The organism is Maribacter flavus, from assembly GCF_008386635.1.
In the GTDB taxonomy this organism is placed as follows: domain Bacteria; phylum Bacteroidota; class Bacteroidia; order Flavobacteriales; family Flavobacteriaceae; genus Maribacter; species Maribacter flavus.
Map to the genome: position 1 here is coordinate 745,924 of NZ_VUOE01000002.1, position 20,642 is coordinate 766,565.

Genomic DNA, 20,642 nt, shown 5'->3' on the forward strand with positions numbered 1-20,642 from the left:
ACTGAGCTGCGGTTAATCCTTTACGGTTTGGAGCCCCTTATTTAAGGTTGTTCAATATAAAATCCAAGGTTTTATTCTCATTTTTATTTGTTTGAAAGGCAAAATTGTCATAGCTATTGGGAACGGCTAAACCTATCTTTAAGGAATGTTCAATCAGTTCTTCCCAATCCAAGGAAACCTTACCAGATAACAATATGTCCATGGATTTTTGTTGCTGATATCGCTTATATATCTTGCGTAGTCCGCTCAGGTACAATCGGTCTTTAGTAAACCCTCCTCCCCTATGGGCCCTTAGCGTAATGGAAAAAGCCGTATCCCTATCAAGTTTGTACTGGGAATGAATCATGTCAAAGGTATCGGCAAAAGTGTAGCCTTTAATCAAACTATCGGATGCCAAAACTCGATGCGACAATTCTTTCAAACGCTTTAGTGTCAAGGCACCGCTCATATACTCACTGAAAACGGCTAGTCCTTCCTGCGTCTCCACGTTTTTGGGAAATCCATTGGAAAATATTTTTAGGGGTTGGTTCTGTGCATTGAAGGTGGTAACCATGTGAACACCGATTTCATGGTTGGCCAAGGTCAGTAGTTGATTCTTGCTGAATTTGGTATTTTTCTTAATCAATAATGTCTTGGTGGCATTGCTTACCATGGCATCGGCGGCAATGCTGGTGGAATATTTTATTTTTAGGGGGAAGTCATACCTACTTGCAAATTCTTCAAAATATTCCTTGGCCTCGAGAGGGGTAAATTTTCTTTCCATATCCGGACCCTGGGTTTCATCGGTAAAATGCAATATATACTTGGCATTTTCAACGTCCTTTTCAGTCGGGGATCCATATACCCTAAGGGAATTGTAATGAAATCTGTTCTTTTGGCCAATGGTCTGGATGCATTGAACCATGTTGGAATAGTAATAGATAATCTCCTGATAGGCCGTTCTCAATTTTTCGTCCTTAATACGTTCCAAACGTTGCGAAAAGAACAAACGGTGCAATTTATAAGGGTCAAACTTTAATTTGGGATAGCGAAACTCAGGATTTTGGGTATATTTTGAAGCAAAGAAAGCGTGCTTTTCCTTCTCGATGTTCAAGGGGTTTACATAGCTTAGGAGTTCTATGCTCCTTATCAACCGGTCAAGGTTTCCATCAATTTCGAAAACATATGGATACGCGTTCACCAAATTTTCCATCATAGGTTCTTGCTTCATTTTTGGCCGATTCAGGTAGATTATTAATTTTTTGTAAGCTATACGCCATACGCGGAGAGCTATTGGCAATTAGAGTTGGTTTTTATGGTTTTCATTAACCCCTAACCACTAACGGCTAACAGCCAACAGCTTTTGTGCTTGAACTTGATACTTGAATTTGTTACTTGAACTTGATCTATTCCTCCCTATTTCACCTCTTCATAGTGGTCGTCCCAATTTTTTACTTTTGGCTTTCCGAGTTTTCCCACGGATTTGGCCACCATCATCGCTACGGTAGCATCTCCCGTAACGTTTACAACGGTTCTGCACATGTCCAAGGGTCTGTCCACCGCAAATATCAATGCCAGACCAATGGCCAATTTATCCTGTGGGAATCCAATGGATTCCAGTACGATTACAAGCATTACCATTCCAGCGCCCGGTACGGCTGCTGAACCAATAGAAGCTAACAAAGCGGTCAAAACTATGGTCAACTGGTTCGCCAAGGTAAGGTCAAAGGCCAATGCCTGCGCAATGAAGACGGCCGCGACTCCTTGGTATAAGCTGGTCCCATCCATATTGATTGTTGCCCCCACGGGTAGGACGAAACTGGAGACTTCCTTGTCCACACCAATGTGCTCCTCTACCCGTTCCATAGTGACGGGCAAGGTGGCAGCACTGGAACTTGTAGAAAAAGCCAACAACTGCGCCGGGCTCATCTTACTTAAAAATGTCAAAGGATTGTACCGGGTGAACGAGGATACAACAATGGAATAAAACAGAATCATTAATGCCAGCCCCAATACAACCACACCGGCATATTTCAAGAGAGCCAGCAATAGTTCCGGATCACTGGAAGAGACTACGACTCCGGCCAACAAAGCGAATACGGCATAGGGAGCCGTTAACATGATAAGGTCCACCATTTTCAACACAACATCGTTCAAAGAGTCAAAGAACTTTTTGAGCGGTTCGGCATCCTTTTCTCCGATCAATAACATAGAGATCCCCAAGAATATGGCAAAAAAGATTACCTGTAACATGAGACTGTTATCGGTCATAGCAGCGAGGGCGTTATCGGGGACCATATCTTCCAAAAATTTGAGCGGTCCCGCCCCTTTTTGTCTGGATGCCTCTTCCATCTTTGAAGTAACGCCGCTATCGCTGGCATAGGTGTCCGTCAATTTCGTAATGGTTTCTTCTGAAATACCCTCACCAGGCTGCATGATATTCACCAAAACCAACCCTATGGTTATGGCGACGACAGTTGTTGTAATGTAAATTAGAATGGTCCTTACGCCAATGTTCCTGAATTTTGAAATATCCTTTAGGTCTGAAATACCTTTAATTAGTGAGGCTAAAATAAGGGGGATTGCAATCAACTTCAAAAGTTTGACGAAAATGGTGCCAAAAGGCTGTATCCAGTCCCCTACAAAGTCCTTTCCCCAGGTGACTTGGGTCATCAAGAAACCAAAAAGAATGCCCAAGAGCATTCCTATCAATATTTGCCAGTGCAATTCCAGTTTACGCATATGTTAATCTTTTGGCTCAAGATACCAAATAGAAAGCAGACACGCCACTCCCCCAAAGATTAAATTTTATTCACCCTGGAAAGGAGCATATAATCCGCAAGAACCAATGCTGTCATTGCCTCCACGATGGGTACTGCCCTGGGGACAACGCAAGGGTCGTGCCTTCCTTTACCCTGGGTTTGCACAATGTTCCCTTCCTTGTCTATGGTCTCATACCCTTGGATCACGGTTGCAACAGGTTTGAAGGCTACGTTGAAAAAAATGTCCATACCGTTGCTGATACCTCCTTGCACTCCCCCACTATGGTTGGTCTTTGTGGAACCGTCCGTGTTGAAAGGGTCATTGTGTTTGCTGCCCTTCATGGTCACTCCCTCAAAACCGCTACCATATTCAAAGCCTTTCACTGCGTTGATGGACAACATGGCCTTTCCCAATTCTGCATGCAATTTGTCAAAAACAGGTTCTCCCAGCCCTACGGGTACATTTTTGGCCACACAGGTGATCACTCCACCAATGGTATCTCCGTCTTTTTTGATGGCTTTAATATATTCCTCCATTTTTACGGCCATCTCTTGATCCGGACACCGAACGATATTGTCTTCTGCCGTTTTCAGGTCCAGTTCCAAATAGCTTTTTTCCATTTTCAGGGTGCCTACTTGTGATACAAAGGCGTTGATTTCGATACCCTTTAAAAACTGTTTGGCTATGGCTCCGGCCACTACCCTACTAGCGGTTTCCCGGGCTGAGCTCCTTCCACCGCCCCTATAGTCCCTAAAGCCATATTTTTGGTCGTAGACATAGTCTGCATGGGAAGGCCGGTAGGAATCCTTTATATGGCCGTAATCCTTGGATTTCTGGTTGGTATTGTGAATGGCGAATCCAATAGGTGTCCCTGTTGTCCTTCCTTCGAAAATCCCAGAGTAAATCTCAACTTCGTCCGGTTCCTTGCGTTGGGTTACTATGGCGGACTGACCCGGTTTACGCCTGTCCAGGTCTTTTTGTATCAATTCCAAATCTAATGGGATGCCCGCTGGACAACCATCCAAGACCCCGCCGATGGCCCTGCCATGCGATTCGCCAAATGTCGTTACCCTAAATATATTTCCAAAGGAATTACCCGCCATAATCGTTTTTAATAAAAGATACCTACAAATGTAAACTTTAATAGCCTTATGGAAAATTATCCAGTCCTCTTAAACTTAAATTAACCTATTCATTTGGCCGGTAATGATAATTTAACCGTATCCTTATCAATTGATGATATGACAGTTAACCATTGCATATACCATTAGGTTTAATTTTGTGAATATTTTAGGGATGAACCCTAATAGAGGGTTTTCTTGTAGAGACAAAATACCCCAATAAAAAGAAATGGTTAACTATTTGATGTTTAAGTAGGTGAAAAAGCGGAAGTTGGAAATTGCCGTTATTTCCGATGTTCATTTAGGTACGTATGACACGTACGCCGATGAACTTCTGGCATACCTGTGCAGTATACAGCCTAAAATCCTCATTCTTAATGGTGATATTGTGGATATTTGGCAATTTAAGAAAAGCTACTTTCCAACGTCCCACTTAAACGTCATCAAGAAAATAGTTTCCATGGCCTCAAAGGGTACCGAAGTACACTATATCATGGGAAACCACGATGAGGCACCCAAAACCTTGGCAAATATTTCCTTGGGAAACATTCAGTTTTCCCGTAAGTTGGTTTTGACCTTACATGGAAAGAAAATGTGGTTCTTTCATGGCGATGTTTTTGATATACCCTGGATAAATGGCAGATGGGTGGCCCAATTTGGTAGCCTGGGTTTCGGTTTTTTGATCACTGTCAACAAATTGAACAATTGGTTCCTAAAAAGACTTCGGAAGGAAAAGTACTCCCTGTCCAAAAAAATCAAAAAGGACGAAAAAAAATCCGAAAGGTATATTTCTAATTTTGAGGAGACCGTAATCGACGTAGCCATTCAAAACCGATACGATCATGTCATTTGCGGTCATATCCATACACCCAAAAAGGAACATATTGAAAAACGTGGTGGTAGGGTCACCTATCTGAACTCCGGGGATTGGGTGGAAAATCTAACTGCCTTGGAATATTCCTTGAAACGCTGGAAAATGTACCATTATAAAAACGATAAGCTATCGCCTTTCTTTATGGACGAAGCCCTTAAGGAAATGAACCTCTATCAACTCATCGCTTCCATAGAACTCAAGGAAGAACAAAAAAGGATGCTTCCTCCTGGGGCATAATTATTTCAGTGCCTTTGCCAATATGCTTACCGGATGTTGGGCGATTCGTTTGGTGCCATCAAATATTTGATGTCTACAACTGGTACCGTTAGCAGCAATGATAGTCTCCGGTGATGCGTTGTTGACCGCGGGGAACAATTTTAACCCGCCTACGTTCATACTGGTTTCGTAGTGTTCCCTCTCATAACCAAAAGATCCCGCCATCCCACAACAACCTGAAGAAATGATGGTAACCTTATAGTTTTTGGGCAAGTTGAGAATGTCAAAGGTTACTTTTTGATTGCTCAATGCCTTTTGGTGGCAATGGTTGTGGATTTTTATGTCTGCCGATACTTCCGTAAAAAACGAGGCATCTATGTTGCCTTCTTGAATCTCGTTGGCTAGAAACTCTTCGATCAGGAAACAATTATTGGCTATCGACTCCGATGCCTCTTTATTTGCCAAAAGCCTTTTGTACTCATCCCTAAAAGATAATACGGCAGAGGGTTCCAGGCCAAGTACCGGCCATCCCTTTTTGGCAAAGTCAACTAACTTACCAGAATTCTTTTCCGCCAATCTTTTTGCCTGTTTTAAAAATCCTTTGGACAGGAAGGTCCGGCCACTTTCTGCATAAAAGAGTTCCACCTCATATCCTAAACCCACCAATAGTGCAATGGCGTCCTTCCCTACTTCAATATCCAGATAATTCGTGAATTCATCAATATAGAGGACAACTTTCTGTTTTTTTATATCTTTTTGATTACTAATATTTTGAAGGTATTTATCAAAATTAAAACTATACACTTTTGGTAATTCTCTTTCCAGTGCTACGCCCGATGCTTTTTTTAAGACTTTTCCTAAAAACTTGGAACCATAAACGGCATTGGTCAAACCGGGAACCTTGCTCCCAATTTTGTTTAATTGGGTATTGTAGGCGAACAATTTTCCGCGTAAAGGATATCCATTGGATTCCTGATATTGGTAAAGAAATTCGGCTTTCAAAGTAGCGACATCTACATTGCTTGGGCATTCGCTGGCACATGCCTTGCAGCTCAAACACAGGTCAAAGACCTCTTTGAGCTCCTGGCTGTCAAAACCATTGGTCTTTTTAGGGTTCGTTAAAAATTCCCGTAAGGCGTTCGCCCTTCCCCGGGTTGTGTCCTTTTCATTTTTGGTAACGTGATAGCTGGGGCACATGGCGCCATTCATCAGATGGGTCTTTCTGCAATCCCCACTGCCGTTGCATTTTTCGGCAGCCTTTAGGATTCCCTCACTGTCCGAAAAGTCCATTAAGGTCTCTATTTCCGGTTCGTTACGGTCAATCTCATAGCGGAAGGATTCATCCATGGGATAGGCATCTACAATTTTCCCCGGATTGAAAATATTATGGGGGTCGAAATAGGACTTGATCCGCTTGAGCAGTTCGTAGTTCCTTTCCCCGATCATTAAGGGCAAAAACTCAGCGCGGACAATGCCATCACCGTGTTCCCCGCTGAACGAACCTTTGTATTTCTTGGTGAGTTTCGCCACGTCCGTGGTAATTTGGCGGAATAGGGTAACGTCTCCCCGTTTCTTAAGGTTAAGAATCGGTCTTAAATGAAGTTCGCCCGCTCCCGCGTGGGCATAGTACACCGCACTTTGCCCGTACCCCTTCATGATTTGGGTGAATTCACCGATAAAATCCTTTAAATCTTCTACGGCAACCGCGGTATCCTCGATACAGGCAACCGCTTTCATATCCCCCACGATATTTCCCAACAGCCCAAGGCCCGCCTTTCGCAACTCTATGGCCTTGTTGATATTTTCACCGAAAAGAACAGGGCTGGCATAGCTTAAGCCCGATTTTTCAATGGTCGCCATCAGTTTTTTGACTTCCGTTTCCAAGGCATGCTCATCATCGGCACTTACCTGCAACATCAACAGCGCGGCTGGGTCGCCCTCTACAAAGAACCTATTCGCCAATTGTGAACGATTGTTTTTGGTGCAATCCAGGATTACCTTGTCCATCATTTCACAAAGCTGAAGGGAATGTTCCATGACAGGAACAACATCCATAAGGCAATCCTCCAAAGTGTGGTAATGCGTCACGACCATGGCCGATAATTTTGGTGGCAGGTCATCCAATTGGAGGGTGATTTCGGTAGTAAACGCCAAGGTGCCCTCACTTCCACATAGTAATTCTCCCAAGTTTAACGTTGGTCTTTCTCCGCCAAAGATTTCGGATTTCAAAAGTTCGTCAACCGCATATCCCGTATTTCTTCGATGGATGGACGGCTTGGGAAACTCTTTGATTATTTCATTTTTTATATCGTTATTAGCCAGTTCTTTGGATATGCTTTTGTAAATAGAAGCTTCAAATGAATCTGATGATTCGATTTTGGCCAATTCAGAGGCTGTCCTTGCTTTGAATTCGGCCTCACTACCGTCGGACAAAATGGTTTTTAGCGAAACTATTTTGTCCCTTGTCACCCCATATTGAATGGATGTGGTACCGGACGAATTGTTGCCTACCATGCCCCCGATCATACATCGGTTCGAAGTAGACGTGTTGGGGCCAAAAAAAAGACCGAACGGTTTTAAATATAGGTTCAGTTCGTCGCGGATGACCCCGGGCTGTACCGTTACCTGTTTTTTCTCGGTATCTAAATGTATTATTTCCGTGAAATATCGGGACACGTCCACCACAATACCATCACCAACACATTGTCCCGCAAGGGAAGTCCCTGCCGTTCTTGGGATTAGTCCAACCTTATGCTCCTTTGCAAAGCCTATCAACTTTTTGATATCTTCCTTGGACTTAGGGAATGCCACTGCCAAGGGAATCTTACGATAAACAGAAGCATCCGTGGCATATAGTGACTTGTACAGGTCGTCTATCTGAAGTTCTCCTTCTAATTCTAGTTGTAAATGGGACAATAATATATTCAAGGTAGCACAATTTTGACCGCTAAATTAAGTTTTATTGTCTGAGCAACATATACAACAATGTTGCTTTTTGTTATTAATCAAAAATCTAGAATACATGAAAGTTTTAAAAATTTTATCCTTTTTCTTGTTAGTGGGAACAGTTTCAGTAAACGCCCAGGAAATTTCCGATCATGCCCTTGGTTTGCGTTTGGGCGATAGCGACGGTTTTGGAGCGGAAATTTCCTATCAAAAATCAATAGGTAGAAGCAACAGGGCCGAGTTTGACCTTGGCTGGAGGGACAGTAGGAACTACGATGCATTTAAATTAGCCGCGCTTTATCAGTGGGTACGACCCATTGAGGGAGGATTTAACTGGTACTACGGCGTTGGTGGCGGTTTGGGAAGTGTTGATTTTCCAAATATTCCAGGGGTAGACGATGAAGGCGGACTCTTTATTTTTGCGGCCGGGGACATTGGGGTGGAATACAAATTTGACATTCCATTGCTCTTATCATTGGATTTTAGACCGGAAATAGGTGTTCTAGGCTATGACGGTTTCTCAGATAATTTTGATTTTGACATCGGACTTGGTGTACGGTATACATTTTAATGACTCACTTCCTAAGAAAAATAAAAGGCCCTTCAAGATATTTTTGAAGGGCCTTTTTTTATCCTATGGGATAATAGTACATTTGTTTTTTACTAAAAATAGGATATGAGAAGTTTATTGTTGTTTTCGCTATGTGCCATGGCACTAAGCAGTTGTAACCAATCAATGGATGGCTATACCATCAATGGATCCTTACGGGGAGATTTGGAAGATGGTACGCAGGTTTTCCTCAAGACGATTGGTGAGGGCAATCAGCCCATTGAAGTGGATACCACCACCATTTCCCAAGGAAAATTCGAATTCTCCGGAGTGGCAGAAAAACCAGAGTTATATTACATATTCGTGGATAAGGCCCAAGGATATACCGCCGTAATTCTTGAAAATGGCGATATCGATTTTGAGGCATCCATCGACAGCCTTGGCTTTGCGGATATTGGAGGTACGCCCCAAAATGATTTTTTTGCAAATTACATGGAGGAATCCCGAAAAATTTCATTGCAGGCGAAATCCATTCAGGAGGATTTACAGCGTGCAACAACCTCAGGTGGCTCGCCCGAAAATATTGCGGCCCTACGTGACGAAATGCAGGAACTTACCGAAGAATACCAAGGTTTTGAGACGAAATTTGTTTCGGAGAATCCCAATGCCTTGATATCCGCATTGCTTTTGGAGCGGTCCATAAGTACAAAGACCATTGAATCATCCAAAGCACAGGAACTATATGATACTTTTTCGGCTGAAATCAAGGATTCAAAACCGGGACAACGAATTTTGGATTTGTTGGAACGGCTTAAAGCGTCCGAAGAAGCCGATAAGAATACCTCCATTGGTGCAACGGCACCCAATTTTTCAGGTCCAAATCCCAATGGGGAAACCTTGGAGCTCAAAAATTTATTGGGAAAGGCGACTTTGGTGGATTTTTGGGCCGCTTGGTGCCGACCTTGCAGGGCCGAAAACCCGAACATTGTTTCAGTGTATAAAAAATACCATGATAAAGGACTGAACATTGTAGGCGTTTCTTTGGATAGAACCGCAGATGCTTGGAAAAAAGCCATTGAGGACGACGGACTGGAATGGAACCATATTTCCAACATCGCTTATTTTGACGATGCAATCGCCAAACTCTATAATGTTGATGCGATACCTGCCGCATTCCTGTTGGATGAAAATGGGGTCATTGTTGCCAAGAACTTACGAGGCCCTGCCCTGGAAGAAAAGGTTGCGGAACTCCTCAATTAAACGAAAGATTCATGAATAAAAAAGGCCAAGATTTTACACTTGGCCTTTTTTATTTTATTCAGGTTTCGGTTAGAATTTGCCCCTTACGTCTAAAAATGTACCTGTTACGGTCGTATCTCCCGTTCTCGTAACGGAACCAAAAATGTTGACGGCATTATTTTCTCCGATGAATTCCACAGATGCACCATCTTCCAGGATCAAATCCCCGTAAATGGTCAGGTTACCCTCTATTCTTAGCGTCGCACCTGATTTAACGGTGACATCTCCCCTTCTGGAATTTCGTGCCACGGCAAAATGTCCGTTCAACTCAAATAGGGCATTTTCGTGTATCACGACTTGATTTCTTACGGTCCAGGAGCCACAAAGTAAAAGTTCACCATACACATCAAAATCAAAAAAGCGTTTTGAACCTCTGTAACTTTGAGTAGATCCTGAATCTACGTTCAAGTTAGAACTACCGCTGTAGCCACTTAAGTTGGAGCATCTGGCCACCAAACTTTCATCAGGTCTGTTCAATTTAATAATTTGCAAGCCTTCCAAACCAGAAGCGGCGAAAATAAAATCGTCTTTGGAGGCCACAAAGTTGATGGAGCCCTCCAATTGGATGATACCCACCAAACTGGTATCGGCATTTTCCTTGTCTTCGGATAGACAAAGTCCGGCACCTCCGTTTGCCATTAACAATACATTGTCATTCGTTGCCACGGCATTGGTAACAACATCGGCAGCGTCAACGGTTTCGGGGTTCAATAAAATAGGAATATATTCCACAAAGTCACCCGTACTTCCATTATAGACCCCGGCGCCTTTGGAGCCTTCCGAAACAATAACGTTGGGGCCATAAAAATCCAATGTTCTCTTCGTGTTTTCCCCAAAATCGGAATCAATAGCGATGTCCTTTATGGTATTCAGGCTTTGATCCAAAATAGAAACGCCTGCACTGGCATCCAATACGGCAATGTTGGATTCATTGGCCGCAACGGCCCTTAAATCTGCATAAGGAGCTTCAACAACCGTGCTTAAATCGGATTTATTATACACTCTTACAAAACCTTGCTGACCACTTGTGACTATCACTTTATCAGAAACGACTTCCACATCCGTGGCATTGTAACCATCCTGAAAACCATAGGTTATTCCGGCATCCAGGTCAAATCGTCCGTCAGGGGCATATATTTTGGCCACAAAGGAATTGGCGGTTGCGGTAACTGAAAGCTCGGAATCAACTCCCCCTGCCAAATAAACATAACCATTATCGTGTGCAATGGCATTGATGTCTGCATTGGTATAATACAGTCTTGAGGACACCTTTGGATTTCTAGGGTTTTTCACATTTATAATATCCACGGCACCGACAAAACTGGCATCTACCGTATTGTAGGAAACATAGGCATAGTCCCCTTCCACTGCCACGTGGGACGCAGTCAGGTTCTCACCGCCTTGAAATGACGGTACATCTACCTGGGCCACCAAGGTCAACGGATAATCCCCTGCAGGTTGTGCCTTTGCGCTGGAAGCGTATTTGCCTGTTATAGTAGCTTCGTCCAAGATGTCAAGCACACCGGCTTTATCATATAAAACACTATTTTCCAAAAGTGTTTCATTGGACTCCAATCTCAGGTTGTCCCTGTTGTTTGGATCTTCATACACGGTGGTTTCGTCACTACAGGAAAAGAGCACTGCACCTATAGTGGCAATCAAAATGGGGAATCTTCTTATCATTGGTAAAAGATTTGGTTTTTATTCAGTCCATTAACAACGAACCGACCCCGTATTCCTTATGATTTCGTAGTCTTTTTCGATAAAATACAAGAAAAAAACTATAAAAAGTAAAAATCTGTAAGAATAGTATTACTTAATTGAGTTTTCCCAGTTTGGCCAGTACAAAAAGCAGTATGATGGGTATAGCCAATAAGATGACCATCAACGTATCCGTAGCCAAAAGATTTGGCATAAAAATTAGGGTGATCAAGTAGCCACCTACCGCTCCACCAAAGTGTGCAGTATGGCCAATATTGCCCAGACGACTTTTCATACCGTAAATGGAATACAATAAATAGCCAATTCCAAGGACATAGGCAGGAATTGGAATGGGAATGAACATAAGGTATAGACTATCATTTGGTTGTAAGAGTATGGCCGAATATAAAATTCCCGTAACCGCACCGCTGGCACCTACGGCACTGTAATAGGTTTCGTCCCTATGAAAGAACAGGGCCAGGAGACTCCCTGCTAGAAGGCTTATAAAGTAGATAATAATGAATTTTCCCTGCCCGAACCAGCTAATGACCACATCAGCAAAAAAGTATAGGGTGAACATATTGAAGAAGAGGTGGGCCACATCTACATGTAGAAACCCGGAGGTAAGCATCCGTTCCTTTTGGCCACTTCTAATGGCACCAATGCTAAATTTATATCGGTCAAAAAAATACGTATCGTTAAAACCTTTCAGGGAAACCATAATATTTGCTGCAATTACGGCTATAGTGGCGATGTCCAAGTTGTACATATAAATCCAATATTTATGCTTTCAAATATAGCTATATTTGCCCAGTATGAAAGATGCCATGCAACTACTGGTTTTTATTTTGACCTATCCTTTTTTGTGGATTATTTCCATTTTGCCGTACCCACTTTTTTATGGTTTTTCCAATTTTGCCTTCTTTTTGGTGTACAGGGTCATTGGGTACCGACGCAAGGTCGTTCAGGAAAACTTGAATTTGGTTTTCCCCAATAAAAGTCCCGAGGAAATCCATAGAATAGAAAGGGAATTCTACCGACACATGTGCGATATGTTCCTGGAAATGATAAAGTCCATGAATTTGAGCAAGGAACAGATCAAAAAGAAATACAAGGTACTTAACATTGAAGTGATCAATGAAATTGAAAAAAAACGAAGTATCCTGGTAGTCTGCTCCCACTACGCCAATTGGGAATGGAATGTAAGTATGAATAATTATATTCAGTCCAAAGGATATGCCGTCTACCAAAAAATAGGGAACAAGTATTTTGACAGATTCATTAAAAAAGTGCGGGGGCGTTGGAACACGACCTTGATTACCCAACAACAAACGGTCAAAACCGTAGTTAGGGATAAGCGGGACGGCATCATTGGTATTTTTGGAATGGTCAGCGACCAATCCCCACAGGCCCACAGGGCACAATATTGGTCCAAATTTATGGGTATCAAGGTGCCTATTTTCAATGGTGCGGAGACCATGGCTCGTAAAATGGGACTGGCGGTCGTTTTCCTAAAGGTCAGCAAGGTCAAACGTGGCTATTATCAGGCCGAATTTATCCCCATTACCGAAAACGGTAAGAATACCGAGGAAAACGAAATTACCGAAGCCTTCCTTAGATTGACGGAACAGCAAATAAGGGAACGACCGGAACATTATTTATGGACCCATAAAAGATGGAAGCACAGGGGCAAAACGCCCGCCTCATTTGCCAAGGTATCTTAACTACCTTCACTTCCCAGGATACAACCAGCTACCTTTAAGTATTTTAAATTCTAATATTTATTGATATTTTAGTTGAAATGCTAAAATCATATGGAGGTATTGGATACGCTTTACAATGAAATCATTGGATTCTTGGGAATTTCCCAGGCTTGGGAAATTATTAAATCAGGGGAATACAGTTCTTTCAGGACTTTTGAAGGGGTACAGAGCCTTATTTTTCCAATTATTCCCCTTTTGGTATTATTGGAATTTGTATTAGGGCTTGTTTACAAAAAACCTCAAACCAAGGTCTACAAGGTCAATTTTCTTATCTATGTTTTCAATAGGTTTGTAGGTCGGTTTATAGCCATAGCAATGGTGACGCTATGTATTGGGTGGTTTGAACCGTACGCCCTGATCAATACGGGACCCACATGGTATTGGTTCATCTTTGCCTATATAGTCTGGGAATTTGGGCACTTCATCTACCATTATTTGGGCCATAAAGTCCGACTCTTTTGGTGCCTGCATGCCACGCATCATGTACCGGAAAATATGAACCTGTCCGTAACCTATGCCCATTTTTTTCTGGAAGCTCCCTATGCCGATACGATTAGAACTACGGTTTGTATTTTGTTGGGCGTGGAACCGGCCATGCTGTTTTTAATCATGTTTATTGACGGTACCTACGGTGCTTTTATCCATGTTGGAGAAAATATGATCAAGGATGCCCGATTTGGGTTTTTGAACAAGATTATGCTTACACCTTCGCATCATAGGGTACATCATGCCCGAAATCCTTTATACATGGATACCAATTTTTGTAATCTATTGAATATCTGGGACCGGGTTTTTGGTACCTATCAAGAAGAACAAACGGATACAAAACCCGAGTACGGCATCACCCGAAAAGTAAATAGCGGTAATTTTATAGATGTATACTTTGGGGAAATCATTGCCTTGGCCAAGGACGTTTATCATGCACCCGGAATAAAGAACAAATTGGCCTATATTTTTATGCCCCCAGGATGGAGCCATACTGGGGAACATAAAACATCTAAAATTGTACGCGCAAATTATTTGGCGAATAAGTCGGGTTAGAGACCTGCAACTTCCTTGATTTCACCAATAATGCGGTCCGCCAGGGAATCCGCTTTTTCCTGACTTTTCGCTTCCGTATAAATTCTGATGATGGGTTCTGTATTGGATTTTCTCAAGTGCACCCAATTCTCCGGGAAATCGATTTTTACCCCATCAATTGTAGAAATTTCCTCGTCCTTATATTTATCGGCCATGGCAGATAATATCCCGTCCACATCCAATCCCGGAGTCAGCTCAATTTTCTTTTTACTCATAAAATAACTAGGGTAGCTCGCACGTAGTTCAGCTACGGTACCTCCTTTTTCGGCCATCAACATCAAAAATAAAGCGGTACCCACCAAGGCATCCCTTCCATAATGGCTTTCCGGATAAATAATTCCTCCGTTTCCTTCGCCCCCAATAATTGCATTGTTCGTTTTCATTTTGGTCACTACGTTAACTTCCCCTACGGCAGCGGCCTCGTAGGTGCCTCCATGCTTTTCAGTAATATCCCGTAAGGCTCTTGAGGAAGACAGGTTTGAAACCGTATTTCCTTTGGTTTTGCCCAACACATAGTCGGCACAGGCCACCAAGGTATACTCTTCCCCAAACATTTCCCCATCGTTGCTGATAAAGGCCAATCGGTCTACGTCTGGGTCCACAACAATACCAAAATCGGCTTTTTCCTCCACGACCATTTTGCAGATATCTCTTAAATGTTCCTTTAACGGTTCCGGGTTGTGGGGGAAATGACCGGTAGGGTCGCAGTGTAATTTCACCACTTCCACGCCCAATTCCTTCAAAAGCTTCGGAATGGCTATGCCTCCCGTGGAATTGACACCGTCTACCACTACCTTGAATTTTGCTTTTCTGATTACATCGGCATCTACCAAGGAAAGGTTCAGCACTTCGTCAATATGGATGTCAATATAGCTATCGTTTTTAATGATTTCACCCAAGTGGTCCACTTCGGAGAAATCAAAATCCTCCTTTTCGGCAATTTCCAAAATCTTGGCACCTTGGGCGGCGTCCAAAAACTCGCCCCGTTCGTTCAATAATTTGAGTGCGTTCCATTGTTTTGGGTTGTGGCTTGCCGTAAGGATAATGCCACCATCGGCCTTTTCCAATGGCACTGCGATTTCGACCGTAGGCGTTGTGGACAAATCCAAATCTATGACATCGATGCCTAGTCCCACAAGGGTGGAAACCACCAAATTCTGAATCATTTCACCGGATAAACGGGCATCGCGCCCAATCACGACTTTCAATTTGTCTTTTTTAGAATAGTCCTTTAACCAAATACCATAGGAAGCGGCAAATTTTACCGCGTCAATGGGTGTTAGGTTGTCTCCCGGTTTACCTCCAATGGTGCCTCGTATGCCTGAAATCGATTTAATGAGTGTCATAAATAATAGTAAGTTTTTGCAAATATAAAGGCTTAGACCAATTTGAAAGTTCTTCAATTCGTAAATTCGACTTTTAAAGTAAAATTCAGGTTCAATGAACTTCTTGGCCCATATCTATCTTTCCTTTAACGATGAAGAGGTCTCAATTGGCAATTTTATTGCGGATAGTATACGGGGCAACAAATACAAACACCTGCCCGGTAAGATTCAAAAGGGAATTTTATTACATAGGGCTATAGATACCTTTACGGATGCCCATAAAATTCCCAAAATGAGCAGTAAACGGCTGCATAAGAATTACAGTCATTATAGTAGGGTAATTGTGGATATCTACTATGATCATTTTTTGGCAAAAAACTGGGATATGTATTCCGATATTCCTTTGGAGAGATTCGTGGATGATTTTTATGATTCCTTGGAGACCTACTACCCCCTCCTTCCCGATAGCACCAAACATATGATACCCTATATGATTGCCGATAACTGGTTGCTCAATTATGCGAATATGGAGGGAATTGCGAACGTTTTAAGGGGCATGAACCGCAGGACCCAGAACAGGTCAAAGATGAATTTTGCGATTTTGGACCTGGAGGAACACTATAGCGATTTTGAGAGGGAGTTTACGGACTTTTTTGAGGAATTGGTTATCTTTTCCAAACAGAAATACAACACCTTGTTAACTAACAATAACCAAACCTAAACTAAATGGGAAAATATTACATACCGCTGCTCTCCCTTCTATTATTTATTCAGTGCCGAAAGGCTCCCGTACCGCCTACAGGGGTCGTGACCGAAAAAACGATGGTGGTTTCGGCCCGTGAGGAAGCCTCCAAAATTGGCGTGGAAATCATGAAAAAGGGAGGCAATGCCTTTGACGCCATGGTCGCCACAGAAATGGCCTTGGTCGTCGCCTATCCTTTTGCGGGGAATTTGGGCGGCGGTGGTTTTATGGTCTATCGTAAGGCCGATGGTGATATTGGTGCTCTGGATTACCGGGAGAAAGCACCGCTTGCGGGCCACAAGGACATGTACCTGGATTCCTTGGGCAATGTGATTCCCAATATGAGTACGTTGGGTGCCACCGCGGTAGGTGTTCCGGGTACCGTGGCGGGAATTATAGAGGTTCATAAAAAGTTTGGGTCATTACCGTTGGAAGAAATTTTTGAACCTGTTATCGCCTTGGCCAAAAAAGGGGTGCCGGTTACGGCAAATCAGGAAAAACGATTGGCCAGTCAACGTGAACTGTTCATTCAAGTGAACGGAGATAGCACCAAGTTTGCCCAAGAATTCAAGGAGGGGGACATCATTTCCTATCCGGCTTTGGCAAATACCATGCGTAGGATTGCCCAAAATGGTAGGGACGGATTTTACAAGGGGGAAACCGCCCAAAAACTGGCGGCCTTTATCCAAGAAAAGGGCGGATTTGTTACTGAGGAAGATCTGGAAAAGTATGAAGCGGTTTGGCGACAGCCCATCATTTTTAAGTACAAGGACCTACGAATCATATCTATGAGTCCGCCCAGCAGTGGCGGGGTTACCATCAATCAAATCTTTAAAATGATAGAGCCTTATGAGCTCTCGGAATTTGGCCATAATTCGGCAAAGACCATTCAATTGTTTACCGAAGCTTCAAGAAGGGCCTATGCGGATCGGAATTATTATTTGGGGGACCCGGATTTTGTTGATATTCCCTTGGATGTATTGCTGAGCGATTCCTATTTAAAAGAGCGTATGCAGAATTTCTCTTTCGAAAGGGCCACCAAATCCTCGGAGGTAGAACGAGGGAATGTGGAAATCGTGGAGAGCATGGAAACTACCCATTACTCCATTGTAGATGCTGAAGGTAATGCGGTTTCCGTTACCACCACTTTAAATGGGGCCTATGGTTCCAAATTGTATTCGGATGAACTGGGCTTTTTCCTGAACAATGAAATGGACGATTTCAGTTCCAAGTCCGGGGTACCGAATATGTTCGGACTCATAGGCGCCGAAGCCAATAGTATTGCCCCTGAAAAGCGAATGCTCAGTAGCATGACCCCAACAATCGTAGAAAAGGATGGAAAACTTTGGATGGTTGTGGGTACCCCCGGCGGTTCTACCATTATAACAGCTGTGGCCCAAACCATCCTAAATGCCTACGAGTTCGATATGAGCATGCAGGACGCCGTAAACGCGCCACGTTTTCACCATCAGTGGTTGCCCGATATGGTCATTTTTGAGCCAGACGGTTTTTCCGATACCTTAAAGGAAGAAATGAAAGCGAAAGGGTATATCATCAATGAAGACAGAACGCCCATTATTGGTAAAGTGGACGCAATTAAAATACTAGCCGATGGCAAATTGGAAGGTGGCGCAGATAGACGCGGGGATGATGCCGCTGTTGGTTTTTAAATTCAAGTACAAATTCAAGTAAAAGTTCAAATACAAGTTCAAGTACAAGATGAATTTAATTTAAAGTGCAAAGTGAATAATGAAAAGTTAAAGTTAAAAGTGAAAATGTTGAAGTAAGAATTTAGATTTTGGAATTGGGTAAAACATTTAACTTGAATTTCATATTAATAGCCAATAGCCACAAATAACAAAAAAAGTATGCTTAGAAGATTATTGAAAATCCTAGGAATTATCGTATTGGTATTTGTAATCGCCTTGGGGGTTCTTTACGCCATTTTCAACGAGCCGTTGCCCAAGGGTAGGTCGGGTCCTGAGGCGGATGCCTTGGCCGAAAAAATGCTAGCTTCCTTGAACCATGAATTGTATGAAAACACCCGATTTTTAGAGTGGTCCCTACGAAACGGTTCGCATTTGTACAAGTGGGACCGGCAATTGAGAAAAGCAGAAGTACAATGGGATGAGTACCGAGTGGAATTGGATTTGATCAATACCAGTTCCAGCATTGGTTTTAGGAATGGGGAACGCCTCAATGCCAATGAAAATGAAGACGTAGTGGCAAAAGCTATTTCCATGTTCAACAACGATTCTTTTTGGCTGGTGGCCCCGTACAAGGTTTTTGACCCCGGAACCCAAAGGGAAGTCGTACCCTTGGAAGATGGTTCAGACGGACTTTTGGTGACCTACAACAGCGGAGGTTCTACCCCGGGGGATTCTTATTTATGGGTTTTACAACCCAGTGGTTTCCCGAAAAGTTTTAAGATGTGGGTCAAAATTATCCCTATTGGCGGTGTGGAGGCCACCTGGGATGAATGGCTGGTGACGGAAAGTGGTGCGTTTCTACCCAAGTCCCATGTAATGGGTCCACTGGAATTTTCCATGGGAGAGGTAAGGGGGTATAATCAGTAATCTAAAAATTCAATTACAAATACAAACTCAAGTACAAAAAAATGGGTTTAGTTGCGAATGTAGAGTTCAGAGTTCAGAGGGCAAAGTGAAAAATGTAAAGTGAAAAATGAATAGCTGTTAGCAAATAGTTTTTGGAAGCATGAGATTCAAAATTTAAAGCGATTTGCGCATAGCTTATGGCGCATAGCATTTAGCGGAAAGTGAAAAATGTAGATTTTGCCATCAACAAACAGCCAATAGCCAAAACAATGGAAATAAAACTCTTATCCAAGAAAGACGTAACTGAAAGCCTACAAGAACAACTTTCAAAATTATACCTGCAACTCAATGCCGAATTAAAACAACTTTCCCTGAAAACAATTCTTAAAGAAGAGGGTTATATAGATATTGCCGTTTGCTTGGAGAATAATGAACTCATCGGGATTGCGATGATGGCAAATTATAAGGTGGTATCGGGATATAAAGGTATGATCGAGGATGTCGTCGTTTCCGAAACCCATCGGGGAAGGGGCATCGGCAGGAAATTAATGGATATACTTTTACTTCAGGCTGAAAAAAGACAACTTAATGATGTGCTCCTTTTCAGCGGGCATCACAGAACGGCTGCCATCGGTCTCTATAAAAGTCTGGGATTTACCTTGAAGAACAGCGGACTGTACATTAAAAAATTCCAGTAGCCCTATACCTTTTTTACGTGCTGTAATTGGTTTTTAAGTTCCTGCATGGATTCCTGTAACTGCTTTAGCAAGCCATTGTCCGTAGTGGCATCCACATTAAAGGTAATCTTACTGCTCACTTCCCAGATTTCCTGGATCAAAAAAGGTTTGATATCATACGGTGGATAGGATTCGTTTAAGGAAACCAAGGTAATGTTATTGGAATTGGGCCTTTTCTCGATTTTCTTCACCATCACGGAATCTAGCAAGACCACCACATACATTTTATTGGGACTCACATGGTCAATATGTTCTATGGCCCTCGCCAATACCCATTCGCCTGGACGCAAATTGGGTAACATACTATCTCCCTCTACCTGAAAACCCCGGTAGGTGGCATTCCGGAACTCCGGTATGGGCAAATCGAATGCCGGCAATTGTTGGTACCAGCTGGTATCCGAAATATTCTGTGGATAACCTGCCGCTGCCTTTGCATTGACCAACACCATATTGTCCCGATCGGCACTGTCCACGGTGACCACTTTGGGAATGACGCTCGTTTTGGAGGTTTCCAAATATTGGTTGTCACTTTCACCGAACAACCACAAGGGATTGATTTTAAATTGTTTTAGAAGTTCCGCTACCACTTTACCGGATAATTTGGTCCTACCCCGTTCAATATCGGCGGTGGTATTCTTAACGCCGAGGAGCTCCGCAAACTCGGCCTGAGTGAAGCCCAATTCCCGGCGAACATCGGTAAATCTTTTGAGTGTCAATTCGTTTTCCATATTCAAATATAGTCAATATGGATTATTTCCAAAATAAAATTTGGATTATTTCCATAATTAGGAATAAATCCATAATTTTGGAATAATTACAAAATCAATTAAAAGAAAATTGATATCAGATAAATCAAAATATACAATTAGTAACCTCGAGCGCTGTAGAGAGGTTTATTGTTTCGAATCATTTGGATTAGGTCTCGACTGCGCTCGACCGGACATTCGAATTGATTTTTGATTTATTATCGAAATTGAGAAGATGAGCATGG

17 protein-coding genes are annotated in these 20,642 nt (G+C 42.7%); 9 read left to right on the forward strand and 8 right to left on the reverse strand.

The genetic code is table 11. The features are described 5' to 3' along the window. Window positions 1-37 precede the first annotated feature (37 nt). From F0361_RS13570 to aroC, 3 genes are all read right to left on the reverse strand, one after another. On the reverse strand, window positions 38-1,210 hold the full coding sequence (locus F0361_RS13570) for a flavohemoglobin expression-modulating QEGLA motif protein (protein WP_246160891.1): 1,173 nt from the start codon (window positions 1,208-1,210) through the stop codon (window positions 38-40). 185 nt (window positions 1,211-1,395) lie between these two features. Next, window positions 1,396-2,721: a dicarboxylate/amino acid:cation symporter gene (locus F0361_RS13575; protein WP_154919298.1), complete on the reverse strand. Its 1,326-nt coding sequence runs from the start codon at window positions 2,719-2,721 to the stop codon at window positions 1,396-1,398. Window positions 2,722-2,780: 59 nt separating this feature from the next. After that, entirely contained in the window at window positions 2,781-3,845 is a 1,065-nt protein-coding gene (gene aroC, locus F0361_RS13580) for a chorismate synthase (RefSeq protein WP_154919300.1), read from the reverse strand. A gap of 274 nt (window positions 3,846-4,119) precedes the next feature. On the opposite strand from aroC, the gene F0361_RS13585 reads away from it, so the two are divergent. After that, window positions 4,120-4,974: a UDP-2,3-diacylglucosamine diphosphatase gene (locus tag F0361_RS13585; protein ID WP_154919302.1), complete on the forward strand. Its 855-nt coding sequence runs from the start codon at window positions 4,120-4,122 to the stop codon at window positions 4,972-4,974. Here F0361_RS13585 and F0361_RS13590 read toward each other — a convergent pair whose 3' ends face one another. Further along, window positions 4,975-7,881, reverse strand: a complete 2,907-nt coding sequence (locus tag F0361_RS13590) for an FAD-binding and (Fe-S)-binding domain-containing protein (RefSeq protein WP_154919304.1) — start codon at window positions 7,879-7,881, stop codon at window positions 4,975-4,977. A 94-nt stretch (window positions 7,882-7,975) separates the two neighbouring features. Here F0361_RS13590 and F0361_RS13595 point away from each other — a divergent pair, with 94 nt between their 5' ends. Then, window positions 7,976-8,470: a hypothetical protein gene (locus F0361_RS13595; protein WP_138258211.1), complete on the forward strand. Its 495-nt coding sequence runs from the start codon at window positions 7,976-7,978 to the stop codon at window positions 8,468-8,470. Window positions 8,471-8,575: 105 nt separating this feature from the next. Beyond that, window positions 8,576-9,709 carry a TlpA disulfide reductase family protein gene (locus F0361_RS13600; RefSeq protein ID WP_154919306.1) on the forward strand — a complete coding sequence of 378 codons (1,134 nt, stop codon included), beginning with the start codon at window positions 8,576-8,578 and terminating at the stop codon, window positions 9,707-9,709. A gap of 69 nt (window positions 9,710-9,778) precedes the next feature. On the opposite strand, the gene F0361_RS13605 is transcribed toward F0361_RS13600, so the two are convergent. Both F0361_RS13605 and F0361_RS13610 read right to left on the reverse strand, forming a co-directional pair. Continuing rightward, entirely contained in the window at window positions 9,779-11,431 is a 1,653-nt protein-coding gene (locus tag F0361_RS13605) for a FimB/Mfa2 family fimbrial subunit (RefSeq protein WP_154919308.1), read from the reverse strand. 133 nt (window positions 11,432-11,564) lie between these two features. Next, window positions 11,565-12,218, reverse strand: a complete 654-nt coding sequence (locus tag F0361_RS13610; RefSeq protein WP_154919310.1) for a rhomboid family intramembrane serine protease — start codon at window positions 12,216-12,218, stop codon at window positions 11,565-11,567. Window positions 12,219-12,264: 46 nt separating this feature from the next. On the opposite strand from F0361_RS13610, the gene F0361_RS13615 reads away from it, so the two are divergent. Further along, window positions 12,265-13,173 (forward strand): lysophospholipid acyltransferase family protein, encoded by a 909-nt coding sequence (locus F0361_RS13615; protein WP_317131738.1) that lies wholly within the window; start codon window positions 12,265-12,267, stop codon window positions 13,171-13,173. A 90-nt stretch (window positions 13,174-13,263) separates the two neighbouring features. Continuing rightward, window positions 13,264-14,253 (forward strand): sterol desaturase family protein, encoded by a 990-nt coding sequence (locus tag F0361_RS13620; RefSeq protein WP_154919312.1) that lies wholly within the window; start codon window positions 13,264-13,266, stop codon window positions 14,251-14,253. On the opposite strand, the gene glmM is transcribed toward F0361_RS13620, so the two are convergent. Next, window positions 14,250-15,638 carry a phosphoglucosamine mutase gene (gene glmM / locus F0361_RS13625; protein ID WP_154919314.1) on the reverse strand — a complete coding sequence of 463 codons (1,389 nt, stop codon included), beginning with the start codon at window positions 15,636-15,638 and terminating at the stop codon, window positions 14,250-14,252. The genes F0361_RS13620 and glmM overlap by 4 nt on opposite strands. Window positions 15,639-15,732: 94 nt before the next feature. On the opposite strand from glmM, the gene F0361_RS13630 reads away from it, so the two are divergent. From F0361_RS13630 to F0361_RS13645, 4 genes are all read left to right on the forward strand, one after another. Further along, a complete protein-coding gene (locus F0361_RS13630; protein WP_138258205.1) occupies window positions 15,733-16,338 on the forward strand; it encodes an acyl carrier protein phosphodiesterase in 606 nt (201 codons plus the stop codon). A 5-nt stretch (window positions 16,339-16,343) separates the two neighbouring features. Beyond that, window positions 16,344-18,029, forward strand: coding sequence for a gamma-glutamyltransferase (gene ggt, locus F0361_RS13635; RefSeq protein ID WP_154919317.1), 1,686 nt, complete (start codon window positions 16,344-16,346; stop codon window positions 18,027-18,029). A 198-nt stretch (window positions 18,030-18,227) separates the two neighbouring features. After that, window positions 18,228-18,935 (forward strand): hypothetical protein, encoded by a 708-nt coding sequence (locus tag F0361_RS13640; protein ID WP_154919319.1) that lies wholly within the window; start codon window positions 18,228-18,230, stop codon window positions 18,933-18,935. 248 nt (window positions 18,936-19,183) lie between these two features. Next, the gene (locus F0361_RS13645; protein ID WP_154919321.1) at window positions 19,184-19,612 is read left to right on the forward strand and encodes a GNAT family N-acetyltransferase; all 429 of its coding nucleotides are present in this window, start codon (window positions 19,184-19,186) and stop codon (window positions 19,610-19,612) included. 2 nt (window positions 19,613-19,614) lie between these two features. Here the strand turns inward: F0361_RS13645 and F0361_RS13650 are convergent, their stop codons facing one another. Next, window positions 19,615-20,379, reverse strand: coding sequence for an XRE family transcriptional regulator (locus tag F0361_RS13650; protein WP_154919323.1), 765 nt, complete (start codon window positions 20,377-20,379; stop codon window positions 19,615-19,617). Between the last annotated feature and the right edge of the window lie 263 nt (window positions 20,380-20,642).

What these genes read in the sequence shown, in the direction of transcription:
- F0361_RS13575 (WP_154919298.1), bottom strand. Translation starts at nt 2,721, where the DNA reads ATGCGTAAACTGGAATTGCACTGGCAAATATTGATAGGAATGCTCTTG.
- F0361_RS13600 (WP_154919306.1), top strand. Translation starts at nt 8,576, where the DNA reads ATGAGAAGTTTATTGTTGTTTTCGCTATGTGCCATGGCACTAAGCAGT.
- aroC (WP_154919300.1), bottom strand. Translation starts at nt 3,845, where the DNA reads ATGGCGGGTAATTCCTTTGGAAATATATTTAGGGTAACGACATTTGGC.
- F0361_RS13645 (WP_154919321.1), top strand. Translation starts at nt 19,184, where the DNA reads ATGGAAATAAAACTCTTATCCAAGAAAGACGTAACTGAAAGCCTACAA.
- glmM (WP_154919314.1), bottom strand. Translation starts at nt 15,638, where the DNA reads ATGACACTCATTAAATCGATTTCAGGCATACGAGGCACCATTGGAGGT.
- F0361_RS13615 (WP_317131738.1), top strand. Translation starts at nt 12,265, where the DNA reads ATGAAAGATGCCATGCAACTACTGGTTTTTATTTTGACCTATCCTTTT.
- ggt (WP_154919317.1), top strand. Translation starts at nt 16,344, where the DNA reads ATGGGAAAATATTACATACCGCTGCTCTCCCTTCTATTATTTATTCAG.
- F0361_RS13630 (WP_138258205.1), top strand. Translation starts at nt 15,733, where the DNA reads ATGAACTTCTTGGCCCATATCTATCTTTCCTTTAACGATGAAGAGGTC.
- F0361_RS13570 (WP_246160891.1), bottom strand. Translation starts at nt 1,210, where the DNA reads ATGAAGCAAGAACCTATGATGGAAAATTTGGTGAACGCGTATCCATAT.
- F0361_RS13610 (WP_154919310.1), bottom strand. Translation starts at nt 12,218, where the DNA reads ATGTACAACTTGGACATCGCCACTATAGCCGTAATTGCAGCAAATATT.
- F0361_RS13640 (WP_154919319.1), top strand. Translation starts at nt 18,228, where the DNA reads ATGCTTAGAAGATTATTGAAAATCCTAGGAATTATCGTATTGGTATTT.
- F0361_RS13595 (WP_138258211.1), top strand. Translation starts at nt 7,976, where the DNA reads ATGAAAGTTTTAAAAATTTTATCCTTTTTCTTGTTAGTGGGAACAGTT.
- F0361_RS13605 (WP_154919308.1), bottom strand. Translation starts at nt 11,431, where the DNA reads ATGATAAGAAGATTCCCCATTTTGATTGCCACTATAGGTGCAGTGCTC.
- F0361_RS13620 (WP_154919312.1), top strand. Translation starts at nt 13,264, where the DNA reads ATGGAGGTATTGGATACGCTTTACAATGAAATCATTGGATTCTTGGGA.
- F0361_RS13650 (WP_154919323.1), bottom strand. Translation starts at nt 20,379, where the DNA reads ATGGAAAACGAATTGACACTCAAAAGATTTACCGATGTTCGCCGGGAA.